This window comes from Gammaproteobacteria bacterium (genome assembly GCA_009845905.1).
Taxonomy (GTDB): domain Bacteria; phylum Pseudomonadota; class Gammaproteobacteria; order Steroidobacterales; family Foliamicaceae; genus Foliamicus.
The window spans coordinates 435792-455569 of the sequence record VXYS01000004.1; the positions used below are offsets into that span (position 1 = coordinate 435792).

General features: G+C 64.9%; 17 protein-coding genes. 9 read left to right on the forward strand and 8 right to left on the reverse strand.

Going from position 1 to position 19778, the window contains the following annotated elements; all coding sequences use genetic code 11:
* Positions 1 to 4: 4 nt before the first annotated feature.
* Genes F4036_03505 through F4036_03525 form a run of 5 tightly spaced genes read left to right on the forward strand, consistent with a single transcriptional unit; the run spans position 5 to position 6053 of the window.
* Entirely contained in the window at positions 5 to 2215 is a 2211-nt protein-coding gene (locus tag F4036_03505) for a TonB-dependent receptor (protein MYK36807.1), read from the forward strand.
* On the forward strand, positions 2215 to 2829 hold the full coding sequence (locus tag F4036_03510) for a hypothetical protein (GenBank protein MYK36808.1): 615 nt from the start codon (positions 2215 to 2217) through the stop codon (positions 2827 to 2829). Before F4036_03505 ends, F4036_03510 begins: the two co-directional genes overlap by 1 nt.
* A gap of 7 nt (positions 2830 to 2836) precedes the next feature.
* Positions 2837 to 3727, forward strand: coding sequence for an MBL fold metallo-hydrolase (locus F4036_03515; GenBank protein ID MYK36809.1), 891 nt, complete (start codon positions 2837 to 2839; stop codon positions 3725 to 3727).
* Positions 3715 to 4566 carry an alpha/beta hydrolase gene (locus F4036_03520; protein MYK36810.1) on the forward strand — a complete coding sequence of 284 codons (852 nt, stop codon included), beginning with the start codon at positions 3715 to 3717 and terminating at the stop codon, positions 4564 to 4566. Before F4036_03515 ends, F4036_03520 begins: the two co-directional genes overlap by 13 nt.
* Complete coding sequence (locus F4036_03525; protein ID MYK36811.1) at positions 4563 to 6053, forward strand: NAD(P)-binding protein; 1491 nt, start codon at positions 4563 to 4565, stop codon at positions 6051 to 6053. The genes F4036_03520 and F4036_03525 overlap by 4 nt, the downstream gene beginning before the upstream one ends.
* A 39-nt stretch (positions 6054 to 6092) precedes the next feature.
* Here the strand turns inward: F4036_03525 and F4036_03530 are convergent, their stop codons facing one another.
* Genes F4036_03530 through F4036_03545 form a run of 4 tightly spaced genes read right to left on the reverse strand, consistent with a single transcriptional unit; the run spans position 6093 to position 8834 of the window.
* Positions 6093 to 7478: an aminopeptidase P family protein gene (locus F4036_03530; protein MYK36812.1), complete on the reverse strand. Its 1386-nt coding sequence runs from the start codon at positions 7476 to 7478 to the stop codon at positions 6093 to 6095.
* Between the two features lie 60 nt (positions 7479 to 7538).
* Positions 7539 to 7937, reverse strand: coding sequence for a type II toxin-antitoxin system death-on-curing family toxin (locus F4036_03535; protein ID MYK36813.1), 399 nt, complete (start codon positions 7935 to 7937; stop codon positions 7539 to 7541).
* Entirely contained in the window at positions 7934 to 8161 is a 228-nt protein-coding gene (locus F4036_03540; protein MYK36814.1) for a transcriptional regulator, read from the reverse strand. The genes F4036_03535 and F4036_03540 overlap by 4 nt, the downstream gene beginning before the upstream one ends.
* A 37-nt stretch (positions 8162 to 8198) precedes the next feature.
* The gene (locus F4036_03545) at positions 8199 to 8834 is read right to left on the reverse strand and encodes a DNA-3-methyladenine glycosylase 2 family protein (GenBank protein ID MYK36815.1); all 636 of its coding nucleotides are present in this window, start codon (positions 8832 to 8834) and stop codon (positions 8199 to 8201) included.
* A gap of 137 nt (positions 8835 to 8971) precedes the next feature.
* Here F4036_03545 and F4036_03550 point away from each other — a divergent pair, with 137 nt between their 5' ends.
* Complete coding sequence (locus F4036_03550; protein ID MYK36816.1) at positions 8972 to 10222, forward strand: multidrug effflux MFS transporter; 1251 nt, start codon at positions 8972 to 8974, stop codon at positions 10220 to 10222.
* Positions 10223 to 10230: 8 nt separating this feature from the next.
* On the opposite strand, the gene F4036_03555 is transcribed toward F4036_03550, so the two are convergent.
* Positions 10231 to 11868, reverse strand: coding sequence for a carboxylesterase family protein (locus F4036_03555; protein ID MYK36817.1), 1638 nt, complete (start codon positions 11866 to 11868; stop codon positions 10231 to 10233).
* Entirely contained in the window at positions 11858 to 12607 is a 750-nt protein-coding gene (locus F4036_03560; GenBank protein ID MYK36818.1) for a helix-turn-helix transcriptional regulator, read from the reverse strand. The genes F4036_03555 and F4036_03560 overlap by 11 nt, the downstream gene beginning before the upstream one ends.
* A 116-nt stretch (positions 12608 to 12723) precedes the next feature.
* Between F4036_03560 and F4036_03565 the strand changes: the two genes are divergently transcribed.
* Genes F4036_03565 through F4036_03575 form a run of 3 tightly spaced genes read left to right on the forward strand, consistent with a single transcriptional unit; the run spans position 12724 to position 16903 of the window.
* Positions 12724 to 14313, forward strand: a complete 1590-nt coding sequence (locus F4036_03565; GenBank protein ID MYK36819.1) for a hypothetical protein — start codon at positions 12724 to 12726, stop codon at positions 14311 to 14313.
* 59 nt (positions 14314 to 14372) lie between these two features.
* On the forward strand, positions 14373 to 15953 hold the full coding sequence (locus tag F4036_03570) for a peptide ABC transporter substrate-binding protein (GenBank protein ID MYK36820.1): 1581 nt from the start codon (positions 14373 to 14375) through the stop codon (positions 15951 to 15953).
* A 20-nt stretch (positions 15954 to 15973) separates the two neighbouring features.
* A complete protein-coding gene (locus F4036_03575; GenBank protein ID MYK36821.1) occupies positions 15974 to 16903 on the forward strand; it encodes an SMP-30/gluconolactonase/LRE family protein in 930 nt (309 codons plus the stop codon).
* A 23-nt stretch (positions 16904 to 16926) separates the two neighbouring features.
* Here F4036_03575 and F4036_03580 read toward each other — a convergent pair whose 3' ends face one another.
* Together F4036_03580 and F4036_03585 are read right to left on the reverse strand one after the other, a co-directional pair.
* Complete coding sequence (locus tag F4036_03580; protein MYK36822.1) at positions 16927 to 18342, reverse strand: FAD-dependent oxidoreductase; 1416 nt, start codon at positions 18340 to 18342, stop codon at positions 16927 to 16929.
* Positions 18323 to 19747 carry an aldehyde dehydrogenase family protein gene (locus F4036_03585; protein MYK36823.1) on the reverse strand — a complete coding sequence of 475 codons (1425 nt, stop codon included), beginning with the start codon at positions 19745 to 19747 and terminating at the stop codon, positions 18323 to 18325. The genes F4036_03580 and F4036_03585 overlap by 20 nt, the downstream gene beginning before the upstream one ends.
* Positions 19748 to 19778 lie beyond the last annotated feature (31 nt).

Here is a 19778-nt window from a genome sequence, read left to right on the forward strand (position 1 = left end):
GGTAATGTTAGACGCTTGTGATAGATTGAAGCGCCGCAGGGACCTTTCAGGCCCGCTGCGCCAGCTTCCACGGGGACCAAGAAGCATGAAAACAAGACACCTTCTGATGTCGTTCGTCGCACTCGCGCTGGCGCTGCCGTTCAGTCAGCCGTCGTTTGCCCAGGGCGTGGAGCTCGAGGAAATCGTCGTCACGGCGCGCAAGCGCAGCGAATCGCTGCTGGAAATTCCGATCACGATATCCGCGTTCAGCGCGGAACAGATTGAACGGGCCGGCTACACGACGATCGCCGACCTCGTGAACGCGGTGCCGGGCGTGCAGTATGAGAGTTACGAGGCCGAGGGACGGGGCGATTCGCCCAGCTTCCGCGGCGTGTCCACCAACACCGGCGACCCGACGCTGCAGAATTCCTCCAAGTTCATCGACGGCGTATATGTGTCCGGTTCGCTCTACACCGTGATGCTGGACAACATCGAGCGGGTCGAGGTCACCAAGGGCCCGCAAAGCGCCCTGTTCGGCCGGGCATCCTTCTCCGGCGCCATCAACTACATCACCAAGAAGCCCACCAACGATTTCGAGGGCAACGTGCGCCTGTCGATCGCCGAGGAAAACGAATACCAGGTGAGCGGATCGGTTTCCGGTGCGCTGGCCGAGGACCGGGTGCTGTTTCGCGTGAGCGCCGCCACCTTCAGCCAGGGCAGCCCGTACACCAACATCACCAACGGAGCGAAGATGGGCCAGCAGGACATCGACTCCGTCTCCGCGACGCTGCGCCTGACGCCGTCGGAGCGGTTCACCGGCGACCTGATGGTGAGCTACACCGACGCCCAGTTCGGCGAAGCGGCGCGGGCAACGACCGCGCTGAACATGGGAGAACTGGCGTTTCCCGACGTGACCATGATCGGCGGCGGCACCCAGCAACTTGACAAGCCCGGAATCGCCTCGGAGACCATTCGCGTCAGCCTTAACGCGAATTACGAAATGGCGAACGGCTACGAATTGAGCGTGATCGCCGGCATGGGGCAGGAAGACACAGTGAACGAGGCGGACGGCGACTACGCGCCGGCCGTCAACCTGTCGTTTCTCTGGTTCCTCTGCGTCGGCCCCTACGCCGGGCCCGGATGCGAACTGTTCCAGACGGTGACCGAGCGCGAAATCGAGTCCAGTTTCGCGGAAGTCCGTATCGCCTCCCCGGATGACGGACGGCTGCGCTGGCTGGCCGGCGTGGCCTGGTTCGACGAGGATTTCAATACCGCCCGGATCCGCAATTTCCGCCAGCCGCCGTCGTTCAAGACCTCCACCACGATGTCGGCGTTCGGTTCGGTGTCCTACGACGTATCCGACAGCCTGACGCTGAGCCTGGACGGGCGCTTCCAGGGCGAGGAGATCGAGCTTCAAGTACCCGAGGCCAACCGCAGCCAGTCGGACGATTTCGATTCCTTCCTGCCCCGCCTGCTGGCCGAGTACCAGTTGAGCGACGATACCCTGCTCTATTTCAGCGCGGCCAAGGGCAACAAGCCCGGCAACTTCAATGCGTCCGCGCCGCCGGGTCTTCTCATCGTGGACGAAGAGGAAATGTGGAACTACGAGTTCGGCACCAAGTTGTCCGCCATGGAGGGCCGGCTGAACTTCCAGGCCGCGGGCTACTTCATCGACTGGACCAACCAGGTCTATCGCTTCAACGACCCGGACCCGAACTACGGGAGCTATTTCATCAACGCCGGGGAAACCGACGTGATGGGCGCGGACTTCTCCGTGGCCGCCATCCTGAGCGAGTGCTGGTCGGCGAGCCTGGGCTATAGCTGGATCGACACGGAATTCCAGGTCTTCGAGTCGAACAACGCCATTACGGTGCTCGGCGACGCGGACGTGTCCGGGAACGAGACGCCGCGCACGGCGAACAACTCGCTGTTCGCGTCGGTTCAATACACTTCGCCCTTCAGCGGGTTCGGCGGCGACAGCCAGGTGTTTGCCGGACTGGATGTGAGCTACCGCGGCGAAATGTTCATCGACGAGCTGAACCTCGAGACGATCGAGCCGCGCACGCTGGTCAACGTCCGCGGCGGCTTCGATACGGGCACCGTCCGGCTCACGGCGTTCGTCAACAACCTGTTCGACAACGATTCGCTCACGACCGGGTTCCGGTTCGGCGCCGTGGCGCTGGTGGGCCTGCCGATGCCGCGCCAGGCGGGCGTGAGCGTAAGCCTCGATTTCTGATGAGTGAGGCGATGTTGCCGGCCGTGGCGGACTTCATCGCGGGGCTGCGCGAGCTGCATGAGAACGAGCCGGACGAGGCGGCGCGCTGGAGCAAGGCGGCCGACCTGCTGAAGGAGCTGCTGGCCGACCCCGGGCTGAAGGCTCACGCCGAGGGCTGGCCGACGAGTCCGGCCAAGCTGGGACTGGAGGGCAAGCACGCCAACCTGCTGTTCTACGAAGACCCGGACTACGGGTTTGTCATCAACGGGCTGATCAAGAAGCCCGCGGCGAAGACCACCGTGCACGACCACGGCCTTTCCTGGACGCTGTACGGCGTGCTGGACGGCGCCGAGGAGGTGCTGCGCTTCCGCCGCACCGACGGCGGCCGGCCCGGCGATCTGCCCAGCCGCGCCGAGGTCGAGGCCACCGAGACCGTCCGGGTGGGCAAGGGCCACGTGGACTGCATCGGCCCCTGGGAAATTCATGCCGAATACAACGACGACCAGGCGCGCACGACTGCCGTGATCGTGCGCAGCCAGAAGAGCGGCACCTTCGTGCAGAACATCTTCTATCAGAAGGACGGCACGGTGGAGCAGTACCACGGGCCTCAGCAGATTCCGTATCGCCTGGGCTGAACGCCGCTTGTCGGAAAACGTATTCCCGCTTCCCGGCCCGTTCCGGGCGCAGCGCATCGTCGAGATGCAGGGCGCTCTGCACGCGGCGCAAGCTCTTTTTCCGGACGCAACCCGCGAAGAGTTGCGCGCCACCGACGCGGCAAACGACGCGCGCCTCTACGACCGGGGCCGCGATTTCCTGGTCCTTTCCTATCACAGCATCGTGCTGCGCACGCCGGGCCTGACGGTCCTGGTGGACTGCTGCATAGGAAACGACAAACCGCGGCCGCGCCACGCCAACTTTCACCAGCGCCGCGGCACCTTCCTGGAAGACCTCGCCGCAGCGGGCGTGGCGCCGGAAGACATCGACGTCGTGATGTGCACCCATCTGCACGTCGATCACGTCGGCTGGAACACGCGACTCGAGAACGGCCAATGGGTGCCCACTTTTCCGAACGCGCGCTACCTGTTTGCGAAAACGGAAGTGGACCACTGGCAGGAGGTCCTCAGGAACACCCCCGCCGACGAAGTCAACCACGGGTCGTGGGCAGACAGCGTCGCGCCGGTATTCGATGCCGGGCAGGCGGTGGTGGTGGGGATGGACCACGAGGTCGCCGACGGGATCGACCTGATCGGGGCGCCGGGCCACACGCCGGGCAACGTGATCGTGAGGCTCGAAGACCGCGGCGAGCGCGCCTACCTGACGGGCGACGTGATCCATCATCCGGTCCAGGTCGAGCGGCCGGAGTGGTCGAGCTGCTTCTGCTGGGACCCGGCAATGTCCGCGGAAACGCGCGTGAAGACGCTGGCCACCGTGGCCGACGACGATGCCTGGCTGCTGCCGGCGCATTTCCCGACGCCCACCGCGGGCAGGGTCCGCAGCACCGCTTCCGGATTCCGGATGGCATGGTGGTCATGAACCGCTTCGCCTTCCTGCTGCTTGCCGTATGGCTGCTCGCGGGGGCCGCGGCAGGCGACGAAAGTACGCATACCGTGCTCTCGTCGGATGGCGTGAGCATTCGTTACGACGATCTTGGGGCGGGCGATCCCGCGCTGGTGTTCGTTCACGGCTGGAGCTGCGACCGCAGTTACTGGGCGGAGCAGATCGAGCACTTCGCCCAATCGCATCGGGTCGTGAACATCGACCTGGCCGGGCACGGCGACTCGGGCCTGGACCGCACCGTGTGGACCATGCAGGCCTTCGGCGAAGACGTTGCCGCGGTCGTCAACGCGCTCGACCTGAACAATTTCGTGCTGGTCGGCCACTCGATGGGCGGCAAGGTCATCGTCGAGGCCGCCCGGCAGCTGGGCGACCGCGTTATTGGCGTCGTGGGCGTGGACACCTTTCACCGCGGCGGCCGCGAAACGCCCCGGGAACAGCAGGAAGAAGTGTTCGAACAGCTCGCCGAGGACCAGGCGGGCTTCATCGCGACCTTCGTGGACCGCACTTTCGTAGAGCAGAGCGACCCGGCCATCAAGGAGTGGGTGAAGGCGGACATGGCGGCGGCGCCCTACGCCTCGGCGGTGGGCGCACGGCAGGCCAGCGGCAACTACGACGCCACGCCGGCGGTCGCGTCGCTAAACGTGCCGTTCGTGCTGATCAACTCGGATTTCCTGCCCACCGACGTCGCGCATCTCGAAGCGAATGCGGAGCAGTTCCTGTTTCTCGAGATGTCCGAAGTCGGGCACTTCCTGATGATGGAGGACCCGGAGACCTTCAACGCCCTGCTGTCCGCGGTGCTAGCGGATATAAGATGAGCGGCACTTCAGGAGGCGGAGGCGCAATGGGCACGGCAATCAACCGGCGGGATTTCGTGAAGGCGGGAGTGGCGGCGGGCTTAAGCGCGGGCGTCGTCCGCGCCGCCACAGCCGCCACGAATCCCGACGTGATCGTGATCGGAGCGGGCCTTTCCGGGCTCAATGCAATGCTGCTGCTCGAAGAACTGGGTGTGCGGGCGATCTGCCTGGAGGGGCGCGAGCGGCCCGGCGGGCGCTTGCTCAGCGACCCCAACGTGGCCGGCAACCCCGAATGGGGCGGCGATTCCATTCTCGGCGCCTATGCCCGGATGCAGGACACCGCCAGCCGCCTCGACATTCCGCTGATCGACCATCACGCGCGCCGGGACATGTCGCCCGAAGCCCACCGCGATCCGGCACGGGTGGAACTGGCGCTGGGCGGGCAGGTCATTCCCCGGGACGAATGGCCGACGCATCCGCTCAACGACATGCCCGCCGGGGCCCGCGACCGCTTTCCCGGGCGCGGTTATTTCCAGAGCGTGATCGCCCAGCACAACCCGCTGGCGTCGTTCGCCGACTGGGTGGAGCCGGAAAGCGCGCAATACGACGGCTCGGCCTACGAATTCTTCAAGGGGCTGGGCTGGAGCGACGCGGCCATCGAACTGAACTACAACACCAACGTGCAGTACGGAACATCGGCCCACGACGTTTCCATGCTCATGTGGTACTTCGTCCAGGCCTGGTTCAAGCTGCAGAGCGACGTGGCGCGCGTGGCCTACAAGGTCCACGGCGGCAACCAGCGCTTCACCGACACCATGGCGAATGCGCTCAACGGCGAGGTGCACTACGGCAAGCGGGTGATCGGCATTCGCAACAACGAGTCGGGCGTGGAGGTGCACTGCCACGACGGCAGCGTCTATCGGGCGGCCCGCGTGATCTGCTCGCTGCCCATTCCCACGATGCGCTGGGTGAAGTTTGACCCGCTGCTGCCGCCGGCCAAGGCCAAGGCGATTCAGACCGTGCAGGTGCAGAAGATCACCAAGGTCATCATGGTGCCGACGAGCCCGTTCTGGGAGGAGGACGGACTGAATCCCGCGATGTGGACCGACACGGACGCAGGCGAAATTCGCGCGCTGCGGGAAGGCGAGGATTCGAATTCCGTGACCTGCCTGATGTCCTGGGCCCGCGGGCACCTGGCCGACCGTTTGGACACGCTGGGGCACGAGGGCGGGATGGCGCAGGTGCTGTCGGCCTACGAACAGTTGCGCCCTGCCTCCAAAGGCAAGCTCGAACTCGCGGGCGCCAAGTCCTGGCAGACCGACCCCTTCGCGGGCGGCGACTGGGCCATCTGGGCGCCCGGGCAGGTCATCGAATGCCTGCCGGCCCTGATCGAGCCGGCCGGGCGCATTCACTTCTGCGGCGAACACACGGCCACCGCCAACCGCGGCATGGAGGGCGCAATGGAGTCCGGCGAGCGGGTCGCCTTCGAGGTCTGGGACCTCCTGTAGAGCGCCGCGCGGCGCGCCGGCAAACGGCCGGCCAACCGGTTACAGAACCAGGAACGGGTCCCGTTCGGTGTTGTACGGCTCGTAACCGCTCTTCGTGACCCGGAACAGGTCCTCGTTGTGGCCTGAGCCCCAGCCGACTTCAAGGTAGGGCAGGTCCACGGTCAGCGTCATGTTCTCCTCAAGCACGTGGTCGAAGGCATCGACGCCGAAGTTCGGCATGCGCATCGGATTGTCGTCGTGCTGCAGGCCCACCGAGTGGGGCGTCACGAACACGGCGTGCGCCGGCATGCCGGCCTTGATCATCGTGTCGAGGCCGATTTGACGCAAGGTGGAGTATTTCACGCCCGGTCGGATGGCGTCGAACACCGCCTCGCGGGCCAGCTGGTTGGCGCGCCGGCGCATCTCGACTTCCTTCGGCGGATCGCCGAAGAAAAAGGTGCGCGCGATGTCGCCCATATAGCCCTTGTAGTTGCTCACGCAGTCGATCAGATACGGCTTGCCCGCCACCAGTACGCCGTCGTCGGGGAAGTTGCCGCCGGGCATGCCGGCGATGACGTTGTTGACGCGGTTGCCCCGGATCGCGCATTCGGCAAGAAAGATCTGCTCCACGTCGGTATGGCGCATCCCGGGTTCCAGCGCGTTGATCGTGGCCATGCAGGCTTCGCCGTTGTTCCAGCTTCCGAGCTTCTGATAGGCGAGTTCCTGCGGCGTCTTGACCATGCGGATCAGCTGGATCACGCCGTAACCGTCGACGCACTCGACGTCCGGCAGGTCAGTCTGCGCGAGGAACCGGGCGATACGCATATCGTCCACCGCGACGCGGCCTTTGGTGATGCCCTGGGCCTTCAGCGCGCGGGCCAGGCCCCAGGCCGCGCTGGCGGCGATGTCGTCGCGGAAGCTGTCCGAAGCCGCCTTCCAGCGCTGCTCGCGAGGCGTCAGCTCGACATCGTCGCGAAAGTGATAGTGACGGGTCGTCCCGCCCGTGGGTTCTTCAGGCTGGCCATCGGTGTTGAAAGCCGCCGCGTTCCATCCGCCGTAGCCGTAGGGCATGAGCTCGGCGGTCTCGCGGTCCCGGTTGGCGATGTCCCAGGCGGCGGACGACCCGGAGACCAGGTAGATCGGCATGTCCGGATCCGGCGACATCGTCGCGAAGCCCGGATACTCGGTGATGAAGCGCACGCCGATGGTCCTGACGTTGGTCATGTAATAGACGTTGATCGGATCCAGCGCGATCAGCCCGGCAAGCCCGTATTCCTCCATGACGGAATAAGCGCGGTCCTTGTTGATGAGCGCCCCGCCCTCGATCTCCGGCTTCGGCGGGATGTGGCGCTTCGGCCTGTCCGCCGCCTTTGCAAGGGCGGGCGCGGCCAGCGCCGAGGCGGCGAGTCCGCCCAGCGCCGCGCGTCGGTTCACCTTCATGGCCATCGTTCCTCTCCCCGGTGAATGCCCTGCTCCGATGATACGCCCTGCTCTTAGTTGGGGAAATCACGACACAAGCCGCGAGCGGAACCATTCGGCAAGTTCTTTTTCGCTGATTTCGCCTGCCGCAACGCCCTCCATGGTCTGTATCGCATCAAGGCGGTCGAAGGAAATTTTTGCGCCGTTATCGGCCAGGAAGACGCGCGCCGTGACCCATGCCGTGCGCTTGTTGCCGTCGGAGAAACCGTGGTTCCTTGACAGGCCGTACGCATAAGCCGCCGCCAACCCCGCGGCGTCGACATCCTGGTATGCCGCCTTGTTGATCGGCCGCGCCAGCGCCGATTCGATTGCACCGGCATCCCGAACGCCGTCCTTTCCCCCGTGCTCGGCGAGCTGACGGTCGTGTATGGCATGCACAACGCCGGCCTCTACCCAGCGCCACGACGCGGAGTCGGCGCCGCTCACTTTGCCAGCGCCCGCAGCACCTCGCGGTCTTCATGCATGATCTGCTCGGCCAATTCCATCTGGCGCGCAAACTCGGGGTCGTAGGGAGTCAGGCGAAACGCATCGCCCGGGGCTTCCGTCAGATACAGCCGGTCGCCTTTCTTTACGCGCAAGCGCGCCATGGCTTCCTTCGTGAGAATTATGCCGGACGACGCACCAACGGTTGTGATCTTGAAAGCAGGCATATTTTCCTCCTTCTATATAATGATCATTATAACTTCGTTAGTATTCGACGGGGATCGCGTCGAGGCTGCGCCACAGGTACCAGGAGGCCACGGAGCGCCAGGGGCGCCAGGGCTCCGCGATGGCGATCAGTTCCTCGGCCGTGAGGCGCTCTCCGGCGTTGTAGTGGCGCGCGATCGCCTTCTGGATGCCGATGTCGGTGACGGGCAGAACGTCGGGCTTCAGCAGGTGAAAGATCAGGAACATTTCCGCCGTCCAGCGGCCGATGCCCCTGATCTCGACCAGCGTTTCGATAACCTGCTCGTCCTCCATGCGATTCCACGGCTTGTCGGCGAGGGCGCCATCCCTGAAATGCTCCGCCAGGTTCACCAGATAGGACGCCTTGCGCCGCGACAGGCCGCATGCGCGCATTGCATCTTCCGTTTGATTGCAAACCGCGCCGGGCGTCACATCGCCAATTGCTCCGAGCAGTCGCTGCCACACGGCCTCAGCGGCATGGACGGAGATCTGCTGCGCGACGATGGAGCGTGACAGCGAATAGAACGCGTCGTTGCGCGGTTGCAGTACGGACTTCCCGGCGGCTCGGATCAGCCTGGCGAGCACCGGGTCGGCGCGAAGCAACGCGGTGCGCGCCTCGTTCCAGTGCGGGACGATCTGATCGCCTGGGTCGTTCATGTGCCGGGCATTCTGCCCTTTTTGAGGGCGGGACGCCCTCTTTCCCGGGGCGGAGCGTACAATTTGCCGGGTCTTTTCTGCCCGACCGGCGCCGGCGTCCTCTTGACGCGCACGGCGCGGAAACCCCGAGAGGAAGAATGAGCCAGCCTGCCGCCACCCCTGCCCTGCGTACGGGCGAGTTCGTGCCGCTTATCGCGCTGCTGATCTCGTTGGTTGCGCTGGCGATCGACGCGATGCTGCCGGCGCTGCCGGCGATCGGCGAGGACCTCGGGGTGGCGCAGCGCAACGACGTGCAGTTCGTCATCACGGCGGTGTTCCTCGGGATGAGCATGGGCCAGATCGTTTTCGGCCCGCTGTCCGACCGGATTGGCCGCAAGCCTGCCATCCATGCCGGCCTCGTGCTGTTCATGGCCGGCTGCCTGATGAGTATTTACGCGCGCAGCTTCGAAGTGATGATCGCGGGGCGGGTGCTGCAGGGCATCGGCGTTTCGGCGCCGCGGGTGGTGGTCATGGCGCTGGTGCGCGACCAGTACGCGGGCCGTCAGATGGCGCGCCTGATGTCGTTCACGATGGGCGTATTCATTATCGTTCCCACAATCGCCCCGGCGCTGGGCCAGTGGATCCAGTATCTCAGCGGCTGGCGCGCAATATTCGCCGTGTTCTTTGCCGTCGCCGCGGTCGGCTTTCTCTGGTTCGCGATTCGCCAGCCCGAAACGCTGCCCTCGGAACGCCGCCGGTCGCTGTCCCCGCGCGCGATCGGCAGGACGGCCGTGGAAGTCGTCAAGATCCGGATCGCGCTCGGATACACGCTGGCCAGCGGATGCGTGTTCGCGCCGTTCCTGGCCTACCTGAGCACGTCGCAGCAGATCTTCCAGGACGTTTACGGCACCGGCGCGCTGTTTCCCTTCTATTTCGGCGTGCTGGCGCTGGCAGTGGGGGCCGCAACGTTCGTCAACGGCCGCCTCGTGATGCAGTACGGGATGCGAAAACTGTCCCGTGGGGCAATGTCCCTGGCCACGATCGCATCGGTCGTGGGCCTGGGGCTGACCTTCGCCTTCGACGGAGTGCTCCCGTTCTGGCTGTTCATGGCCTATTTGCTGTTCGTGTTCGTGTGCGTTGGCCTGCTGTTCGGCAACCTGGGGGCGCTGGCCATGCAGCCCCTGGGGCATATTGCCGGCGTGGGCGCCGCGGTGATCGCCTCGCTGTCCACGCTGGTTTCGGTTCCGCTGGGAGCGTTCGTGGCCTACATCTTCGACGGCACGCTCTACGCGCTGATCGCGTCCTACGTGGTGTTCGGCGTGGGAGCTCTCGCCGCCATGAAATGGGCCGACGGAGGCTGGATGCCGCGCCGGCGTCGTGCGGCCCTGAAAGCAAGCGCCGATCTATAGCAGGCCCGTCACAAGCCCACAAGCTCGTTCAGCGCGTCGAGGCGCGCGAGCCAGCTGTCTTTCCGCGCCTGCACGCCGTCGGGCGTGAAGTACATCGTGTTTTCGTACTCCGCCACCGGCCATTCCGGCAGGCCCTCGCCGTTGGGGTTGCCGGTGCGGGCGAAATTGGTCCAGTAGCGCATCATCTGTTGCGAAACGGCGCGCTGCGTTTCGTCCGGCTCGGTCGGATCGTAATGATCGCCGGTGAAATTGCCGAACATGTACGGCAGGTCGCCCGCGTGATAGGCGCCGTAGATCGTCTCGCCGTTCAGTTCGCGCCGTTCCACGTCCACGCCGGGCATCGCGAACCGGTAGGCATAGACGGCATTGCCGGCTTTTTCGTGCGCAACGGCAACGCCGCGATTTTGCGCATGAAACACGTACTCGCTGTACATGTAGGTGTCGCGCTGCGTTTCATTCCCGTAGAAAGTCGTCATTGCATCAAGCACATCCTCGCTCATGAAGCGGAGCAATTGCGCACGTTGCGCTTCGGGCGGGCCCATCGTGAACTCGGAGTCGGTGGCGCCGATCATCAGCGGCACTCTCGCCGCATCGCCCCGGTCGTAGACGGGCCACAGGTCATCGACAAGAACCACGCCGTCGGTGGCAAGGGCGATGAAGTTGCTGAAGTCGGTCGCTTCGACGACCTTCTCCGCAGGCTGCGCCCGGAGTTCGTCGAGGCCGGCCTCGGGCGTTCCCATCCGTTCCGCCAGCTCCACGCCCATCTCTTCAATGGACGCCTCGCCCTCGCTGGTCAGCGAAGCGACCCGCGGCTGTCCCCTGCGGCCGTATCCGGACTGTGAAATGCCCTTGGCAAACAATCCCTGCGCCGCCGGCGACGCGACCAGGGCAAAGACCGAATAGCCGCCGGCCGATTCTCCGAAGATCGTCACGTTGGCCGGATCCCCGCCGAACGCCTCGATGTTGTCCCGCACCCATTCCAGCGCGGCGATCTGGTCCATGAGCCCGTAGTTGAACAGGCGCCCGCCGTCGGGGTCCTGCGCCGACAGCTCCGGGTGCGCGAAGAACCCGAAACTGCCGAGGCGGTAGTTGATCGCCACGACCACCACCCCGAGCCTGGCCAGCTTGCCGCCGTGGTTGACCGGCCTGGAACCGGAGCCGGCCGTCAGCCCGCCGCCCGGAATCCAGACCATCACCGGCAGTCGTGCATCGCCATTGTCCGGGCGATAGATGTTCAGATTCAGGCAGTCCTCGCTCTGCGGCTGGGTGAAGGCATCGTTCATCGCAAAGCCTTCGGTGCGCGGCTGCTGTATGCACCGGTTGCCGTAATCTTCGGCGACCAGGACCGTGTCCCGCACAAGCGCCGATTGAGGCGCGCGCCAGCGCAGATCGCCGGTGGGCGGGGCGGCGTAAGGAATGCCCTTGTATTCCACCAGCCCGTCTTCGGCGGTTCCCTGCACTTCGCCCTGGACGGTTGCAACCTGCACAAACGACCGGGGCTCCTGCACGGTGTTTCCGGATTCCGGCTGCTGCCCGCAGCCGGCCAACAGCGCGCCGCATGCAAGCGCTGCAAGGGCGGATCGATTCAGCGTGGTTCTCGACACGGCTTCCCCTCGTGAAGTAATGACCGGCGCATTATCCGGCATCGGAAAGGTTCGAGTGCCGGAACGACTGAAACGCGGTCGGTTCCCAGCGGCGCAGCGCGACGAGAAAGCAGGTCCCCGCGGCAGCGTCCGCGCGCACCTCGTCGCGGCGGGTCAGATCGTCGAAGGCGTCCATCACCTCGGCGATCTTTGCGCGCAGCTGCGCCGCCGACGGGTCCGACAGCATGCCCCAGGAAAAGCGGTGCAGGTCGCGTTCGGGATCGAACTCGCCGGAAAGGAATTCGCCCTGCACGCGGTCCACGAAATACCGGTGTATCGGTCCTCCGGGCAGCCAGGCGAAGTTGCGCGCGATGCGCAGCCGGATACGTTTCGCAGGGAGCAGTTCGATCAGGCCGATGCGATCGAGCCGCACCAGCAGATTGGTCAACTGAACCGTCGTGAACCCGTAGCGGTCGACAATCCTTTCGAACGTCCAGCGATTGAGCACACAGACAGTGGTGAGCAGCAGCGTGGGGTCGCTTACCAGTTGCCGCTCCTGTTCCTCCGTCAATGCGGCGACGCGCAGCCGTCTTTCCTCCGCAAGGCGGGCCAGTTCCAGCAGATCGATGCCCGCCAGGTCGCACACCTGCTCGAGCCTGTTCAGCGAGAACCGCTGGGTGGAGAACTGCCTCTTGACGCTGCTGAGGGACAGGCCGAGGTGCTCGGCAACGTCGGCGTACGTGATGTCCCGCGACTTCAGGGTCTCCTTCAGTGCATTCACGAGACGCTTTGATTGAACCATAAGGTATCACCATTTGGAACTTTACGGGTGAAAAGTATGACACATTTGCGATTATGGTTGCATATAGTGGACTTCACCGGTAGTTTGCGGTGCAAGATCCATCGAGGAGGCCACCCATGAATCCGCACTGGTTTCTTGCCGCACCGGCGCTTGCCTTCGCCCTGGCCGGATGCACTTCCGCCCTGACGGCGCAAGAGGACAACGCGCTGTTCGAGGTGCACGAGATCGAAACGCCGGCGGCGCTGCACCAGACCGTGCTGAGCGGAAACTTCGACGGTTCCGGGCGCGCCCAGCTTGCCATGGTCATTCTGAATCCTGCCCGGACAGCCCGCATGCAGCTCATCGCATGGGACGGCGAGGAATGGATAACGACCCTCGATGGCGCGCTTGATCCGGGCGTCCTGTTCGTGGAAGTGGCCCGGATTGCGGACCGCGACCGCCTGATCACGTATCGGCGAGGGAGCGTCGAGTGGTTGGACCCGGAATCGGGCGGGCAGCGCCCGCTCGTTGACCTGAGGATCCCCTATCGCGCCTCCCACGAGGATGGCATACCGCATCTTGATATCGCGCGCGACGTGAACGGCGATGGCCTTGATGACCTGCTGCTGCCGGACCTGGACGGCTTCTGGCTGGCCCTGCAGTCAGAGGACGGTTCCTTCCCAGCGGTGGGCAAGCTGGGCCCGGCCGAACCGTTCGCCCTCTCGAATGCCTACGGTGACAAGCGAACCTACGCGCAGGTCGGGATCACCGCCGAGAATCTGCCGTGGTACCTGAGCCGGGTCCATCGCTTCGATTTCGATCTTGATGGACGCCAGGACCTCGTTTTCTGGAACAGCGACCGATTTCTGGTCTACCGGCAGAACGAGTTCGGTGGGTTCGACGGTACGCCGCGAGCCTTCACGACCGATGTGAAGTTCGATTTCGACGGTTCGTACGGACTCGCCTTCCAGTTCGGCGACGCGAGCGTGCCGTCGATGCTGCTCGGGTTCGGACCGCAAACGCGGCACACGATCCTGCAGGGATTTCATGATCTCAACGGCGACGTCGTGGCCGATATGGTCACGCTGACACTGGAGGGGCGCAGCCCCTTCCGGCTGCGCGGGCGCTACAACGTTCATTTCGGCCGTCGGGGGCCCGACGGCGTGAGCTTCCCGGCCGCTGCCGACGCCTCCTTCGATTCGCCGGGGAAAGCCGGGGGTCTGCAGCCCTGGGGCTATGCATCACAGCGTTTCTTCGACTTCGATGGCGACGGCGTGAACGACGCGGCCATCGGCGCCGTGGACATCGGCCTCGGCAACATGGTCGGCGCGATGCTCGGCAATTCCGTTTCCATCGATCTGGCGTTCTACAGGGTCCGGGACGGGAAACACGATGCCAAGCCGGACTGGACGCGCAACGTGCGCAGCCCGTTTTCGCCGCTGGACAAGCGAGGGCCGATGTTTCCGACCATCCTCACCGGCGACGTGGACGGCGACGGCCGTTCGGACCTGTTGATCGGGGAGCGCTGGGACGAGCTGAGCGTGTTCCTCGGCGTGCCGGGACGCGAGCCGGTCGCGCCGCGGGCGATCCGCGTGGCGGCGCCGCTGCCCGCCGACGAACGCAATGCGAGGATTGCCGACCTCGACGGGAACGGCAAAAAGGACGTCTATATCCAGCATCCGTCTGCCGACGGATCGGGCCGTATCGTCGTGCTGATGGCGCGCTGAGCGTTACCGCAAGCGCCGGTCGCAAGACAGGCGCGGCCACGGAGGGTAAAGTGTCGGGCATGAAGCGTACGACCTTGCGCTTGCTTCTCGCCATGCTGCTGCTCGCGCCGGCGGGCGTACCGGAGCTGGAGGCCGGCGTGCTGCGGCGCGGAACCAACGTCGAGTTGCCCTCCTTCGATCCGCAGTACGTGATCGGCAACTCCGCCGGGGCCATCATGTACGACCTTTTCGAGGGCCTGGTCACGCGGGCGCCGGATGGCAGCATCATCCCGGCCATCGCCGAGAGCTGGACGATCTCCGAGGACGGCAGGGTCTATACGTTTCAGCTCAACGTGAACGCGAAATGGTCCGACGGCAGGCAGATTACCGCCGGGGACTTCGTCTGGTCGTACAAACGTATACTCGATCCCCTGTCGGGCACCCGTGGCGCCAGCGCGCTGTTCCCGGTGCTGAACGCCTGGGGCATTTCGCTGGGCGAGAAACCGGTCGACGAGCTGGGCGTGAAGGCGATTTCGCCGACGACGCTGGAGATCGTTCTCGAGGGCCCGGCGCCCTACTTCATCCAGTTGCTGGCCTCGTACAGCAACGCTCCCGTGCCGCGGCACGCCATCGAGAAACACGGCAGGAGATGGACGCAGCCGGACAACATGGTCACGAACGGCGCCTACGTGCTGAGCAAGGTCGTCACCAATACCTACTATCAACTGGTCAAGAACCCGCACTACCACGGTGCGGAAGAGGTCACGATCGACGAGGTCTTCTACTATCCCGTACCCTCGCCCACCACGTCGTTGAAGCGCTACCAGGCCGGCGAGCTGGACGTGATCCTGAATATCCCGTCCAATCAGTACGAGAACCTCCAGAGGACCCGGCCCGACGAATTCCGCCTGGCGCGCGGCATCGGCCTGAATTACCTGGTCATCAACAACTCCCGGCCTCCGTTCGATGACATGCGGGTGCGCAAGGCTCTGTCGCTGTCCATCGATCGCGACGTGATCGTGGACAAGCTGCTCAGGACCGGCGACGAGCCCGCCTATTCGGTCGTCCCGAACGCGATCTGGGGAAGCGCCGCGGAACCCCCGGAGTTCACCAGGATGACCCAGGAAGAGCGCTGGGAGGAAGCGCGCAGGCTACTGGCGGAAGCGGGTTTCGGCCGCCGCAATCCGCTTCGATTCACCTTCCGTTTCGCGCCGGTGGAGAAGGACCGGCGGCTGGCCGTGGCCTACCGCTCGATGTGGCAGCGCGCCGGCGTTGAAGTCGAACTGGAAACCGCGGGCGCCCGGGACCTCATGAACCGGGCCGCGTCCCGGGACTACGAGGTGATGCGGCTGACCTACTACTCGATCTTTCCGGACCCGGTATCGTTCTTTGCGCTGGTCCTGGGAGACAGTTTCCGCAACTACTCGGGCTATTCCAACACGGACATCAACGAGCGGCTTGCGATTGCCGACACGATCCGCTCGCCGGAAGAGCGCACGGCGTACCTGAGGGACATAGAGCAGCAGGTCATGGGCGACTTTCCGGTCATACCCACGTATTTTCCATCGAGGGCCTTCCTCGTGAACCCGCGCGTGCAGGGCTGGCGGAACACCTATACGCCCAAGATGGCCAGGGACCTGAGCATGCTCGACGCACCCTAAGCAAGTGAAGGAGATGCAGGATGGGAACTGACTCCGGCGAGCGACGCGATACCGCCGACCTGGGCGACCTCCAGGACGGCGATTTCTTACTGGCGCTGAATGAAATCGACCAGAGCAATATCGATTTCCGCAAGGGGATTTCCGGCCTTTGCCGCATCGTCCACTACGACCGGGACTTCAATCCGAAAGGCGAACTCTGGACGGGCGAGTCGGGACTGCTGGTCGGCCTGCTCTACAACCCCAACGATCAGCGGCTCTACGCCACCAACCCGCAGGAAAACAGCCTGCTGGTCTACGACACGGCGGGCGAAAAGCACCGCCTGACGAGCTACCTGCCGGTGCGGCGCTACGGGAACATGGCGCTGGCGCGAAACGGCGACATCGTGATCGGAGTCCATTCGCTCTACGGCGCGCCGATCGAGGATGAATTCGGCGACGGCAAGCTGATCCGGTTCAATCCGCACACCAAGACCGTCCGCTTCTTCGAGGTGGAGATCGACGGCGGGCGCCGCGGCCGGCACTGCATCAGCAACCTGGCCATAGCGTCCGACGACCAGACCATCTACTACGTTTCCGAGTCGGGCAGGCGCCTTTGCCGATTCAATACGCAATCTGGAAGTCAGCTTGACGATTTTCTCGCTTTCTCCGATGAAGACTTGCTGAGGACCTACGGCATGGGCGTGCTGCCCGGCGGCGAGGTGCTGATGGCCTGCAGCTCGGGGGCCGTGCTGTTCAGTCCCGAGGGGGAGATCCTCAGGAGCTACGACGTGCCGTTCGACAAGGGCTGGACCCGCGCGAAGCTGGCCCTGGACGGCGAGCACTTCTACCTGAGCAACTTCACACAGGGGCTGCTGCAGCGCAGGAACATCGAAACGGGAGAGGTGGTGAACGAGCTGAACACCGGGCTGAAATGCTCGATGCTCAGCCTGACGGAATATCAGACCGCCTGATTTCCGGCCACGCCGGGCCGCCTTCAGGATTCGCCCAGCGGGATCAGTTTCTCGCCGACGTATTTGCCGAACGCCAGCGCCGGCGTGATCCCCATGCCGGCGACGGCCGCGGCGCCGAACAGCCCCCCTCCGAGGATTTCGCCCGCGGCGTACAGGTTGCCGAACGGCCGGTCCTCGGTGTCGAGCACGCGAAATTGGGTATCGACCTTGATGCCGATGCTGCCGCGCACCGCGTAGCTGGCAATCTCGACCGCATAGAAGGGCCCGGCTTCGATCCTTTGCGGAAAATGCTTGCGGCCGAAGCCGTCCCGGCCGCTCTCGCAGGACCCGTTGTATTCCCTTACGGTGTCGGCCAGGGCCGCCTTGTCCGTGATGCCGCACTGATCGGCAAGCTCATCGAGGGTTGAACCTTTCTTCACCGTGCGCCCATTGTTGTAGAGCTTCTCCAGCGTTTCGCCGGACCAGCGCAGAAACACGTTGGGCGCGTTCCGCCGGATGGCCTCGTCGAAGACCAGCCAGGCGCGGTTGCCGGTCTGCCTGCGCAGGCGGGTAGCGCGGTATTCGTAGCTCTCGTTGTCTTCGGCCATGAACCTCCGCCCTTCCTGGTTGACCAGGATCTCCCAGGGCAGCCGCACCTGAGGAGTCAGGCCGCCGATGCCGCAATAGCGGGGGTATTGCGTCGTGCTGTCGTAGATCCCGCCCATGCCCAGCGAAAAGTTCTCCTCGTTCCAGGTCGCCGCGCCGATCGCCATGGCCGCCCTGATTCCGTCTCCCCGCGAGTGTTCCCAGGTGCCCGGATAGAGGGTGACGCCGGGATGCATCCGCTCGTAGAACTCCCTGTTTCCCGAGTAGCCGCCGGTCGTGAGAAAGGTGTTGCGCGCGAGTATCCGTTCCCCGCTTTCGGTCGATATGCCCTGCACGGCGCCGTCGTCATCGACCACGAGCTCGCGCATCGCCGTGTTCAGGCGAACGGTCACCCGGCCGTCGTCGATAAGGGGCTCAAGCAGATCGAAGAGCACCCTGCAGATGGACTGCCCCCGATCGTTGCCCCAGTACAGTCTGGCCGCCGTATAGGGTTCGTGCGCGTAGAGGATCCCGGGCACTTCCGGGGCCATTTCGAAGCCGTTCTCCTCCAGCCAGTCGATCAGCGGCCCCTGGATCCTCGTCGCCAGGCGCAGGAACGCATCCTTCGCGGTGCCCTGCGTGATGCGAACGGCGTCCTCGTAGTGGTCGCGCCAGGAATCGGCAATGCCCTTTTCCGCCTGGATCCGGGTGCCGGCGCCGCTCATCTGGCCCCAGCTGATCGTGCAGGTGCCGCCCAGGGCGCCGGTCGCTTCCACGATGCACACCTTGCCTCCACGCTGCGCGACGGCGATGGCAGCGGGAATGCCGGCCGTGCCGCCGCCGACTATGACGACATCAGTCTTCGCCGAGTTCATCGATCGTTCGCGGGTATCCCTTCTGGGTCATCAGCGCCTTCTTGCGGAAGAACCGCAGCAGCCCGGAAGGACCCATGCGGGACGCGCCCAGACCGGAAAAGTTGAAGCTCTGCTTCTCGCACTCGGTGGTCACCGACTGCAGACCCGCGTCGTTGATGCTCATCCCGCCGCAGTTGATCCGCCGCGCGATGTCCAGCGCTTCTTCGTCGGTTTCCGCAAACACCGCCGCCGACAGGCCGTAGTCGCTGTCGTTGCTGAGCGCGACGCCCTCGTCCACGTCCGAAAACTTCATTACCGGGATGATCGGACCGAAGGTCTCCTCGGTCATGACCTTCATCCCGTGATCGACGTCGCTCAGCACCGTGGCGGTGCACCAGTCCCCGCCGCCGTGTTTCTCGATCTCTCCGCCGCAATGGACCGTGGCGCCGCCGGCCACCGCGTCGGCCAGGTGCTCCTCGATCACGGCCGCCTGGTCCCCGCTGATCAGCGGGCCGATATGACCCGCGTGGATGTCGGGGTAGTTGAGCCGCACTTTTTCGGCCCTGGTCACCAGGAGATCAAGGAACTCTTCGTAAACGCCCTCCTGCACGTAGATGCGCTCCGTTGACAGGCATACCTGGCCGCTGTTGAGTACGGCCTGGCGCACAACGGCGTCGGCGGCCCTTTCAAGATCGGCGCCCTCCATGACCATCGCCGGGTCCTTGCCGCCCAGCTCCAGGTAAGCGGGAATGAACCGCTCGCCCGCGGCCGCCGCGACCTTGCGCCCCGTGGCCACGCTGCCGGTAAAGCAGACCAGGTCCACGTGCTTCACCACGGCGGCGCCGGTTTCGCCGTCGCCCGGCAGGACCCGGAACACGCGGGCCAGTTCCGGCACGGCCCGGATGCTTTCCTGCAACGGACCGATGAATCGCGGCGTGACTTCGCTTGGCTTGAGGGAAACGCTGCAGCCGGCAAAAAGCGCCGGCAGGCCGTCGATCAGCGAAAGCGTAAGAGGGAAATTCCAGGGACTGATGATGCCCACCGCGCAGTAGGGAACATACTGGTTTGCGAGCAGGACGTCGCTGTTCACGCGCGATACCCGCTCCTCCGCGGTCAGCAGCCCCGGCGCTTGCGCGCACCAGGCCTCGATCCTTCTGCGCACGCCAAGCACTTCGCCGCGCGAGAGCGAATAGCGCCCGGTGTCGGCAACCAGGGCTTCGAGCAGCGCCCCGCTACGCTCCTCGACCGCGTCGGCCCAGCGGCGCAGGACCGCGCTGCGTCCCTCGATGCCCAGCGCGTCCCATGCCGGCTGGTGCTCGCGCATGGCGGCGACCTCGCGCTCCACCGCATCCGCGGAGGCGGCCTGGAACTCGTAGTCCGCAACCCCGGTTCTGGGGTTGCGTGCCGTTATTGTCCTCTCGCCCATCGTTCGTCGTTACTCCTCGATCGTTTCCGTG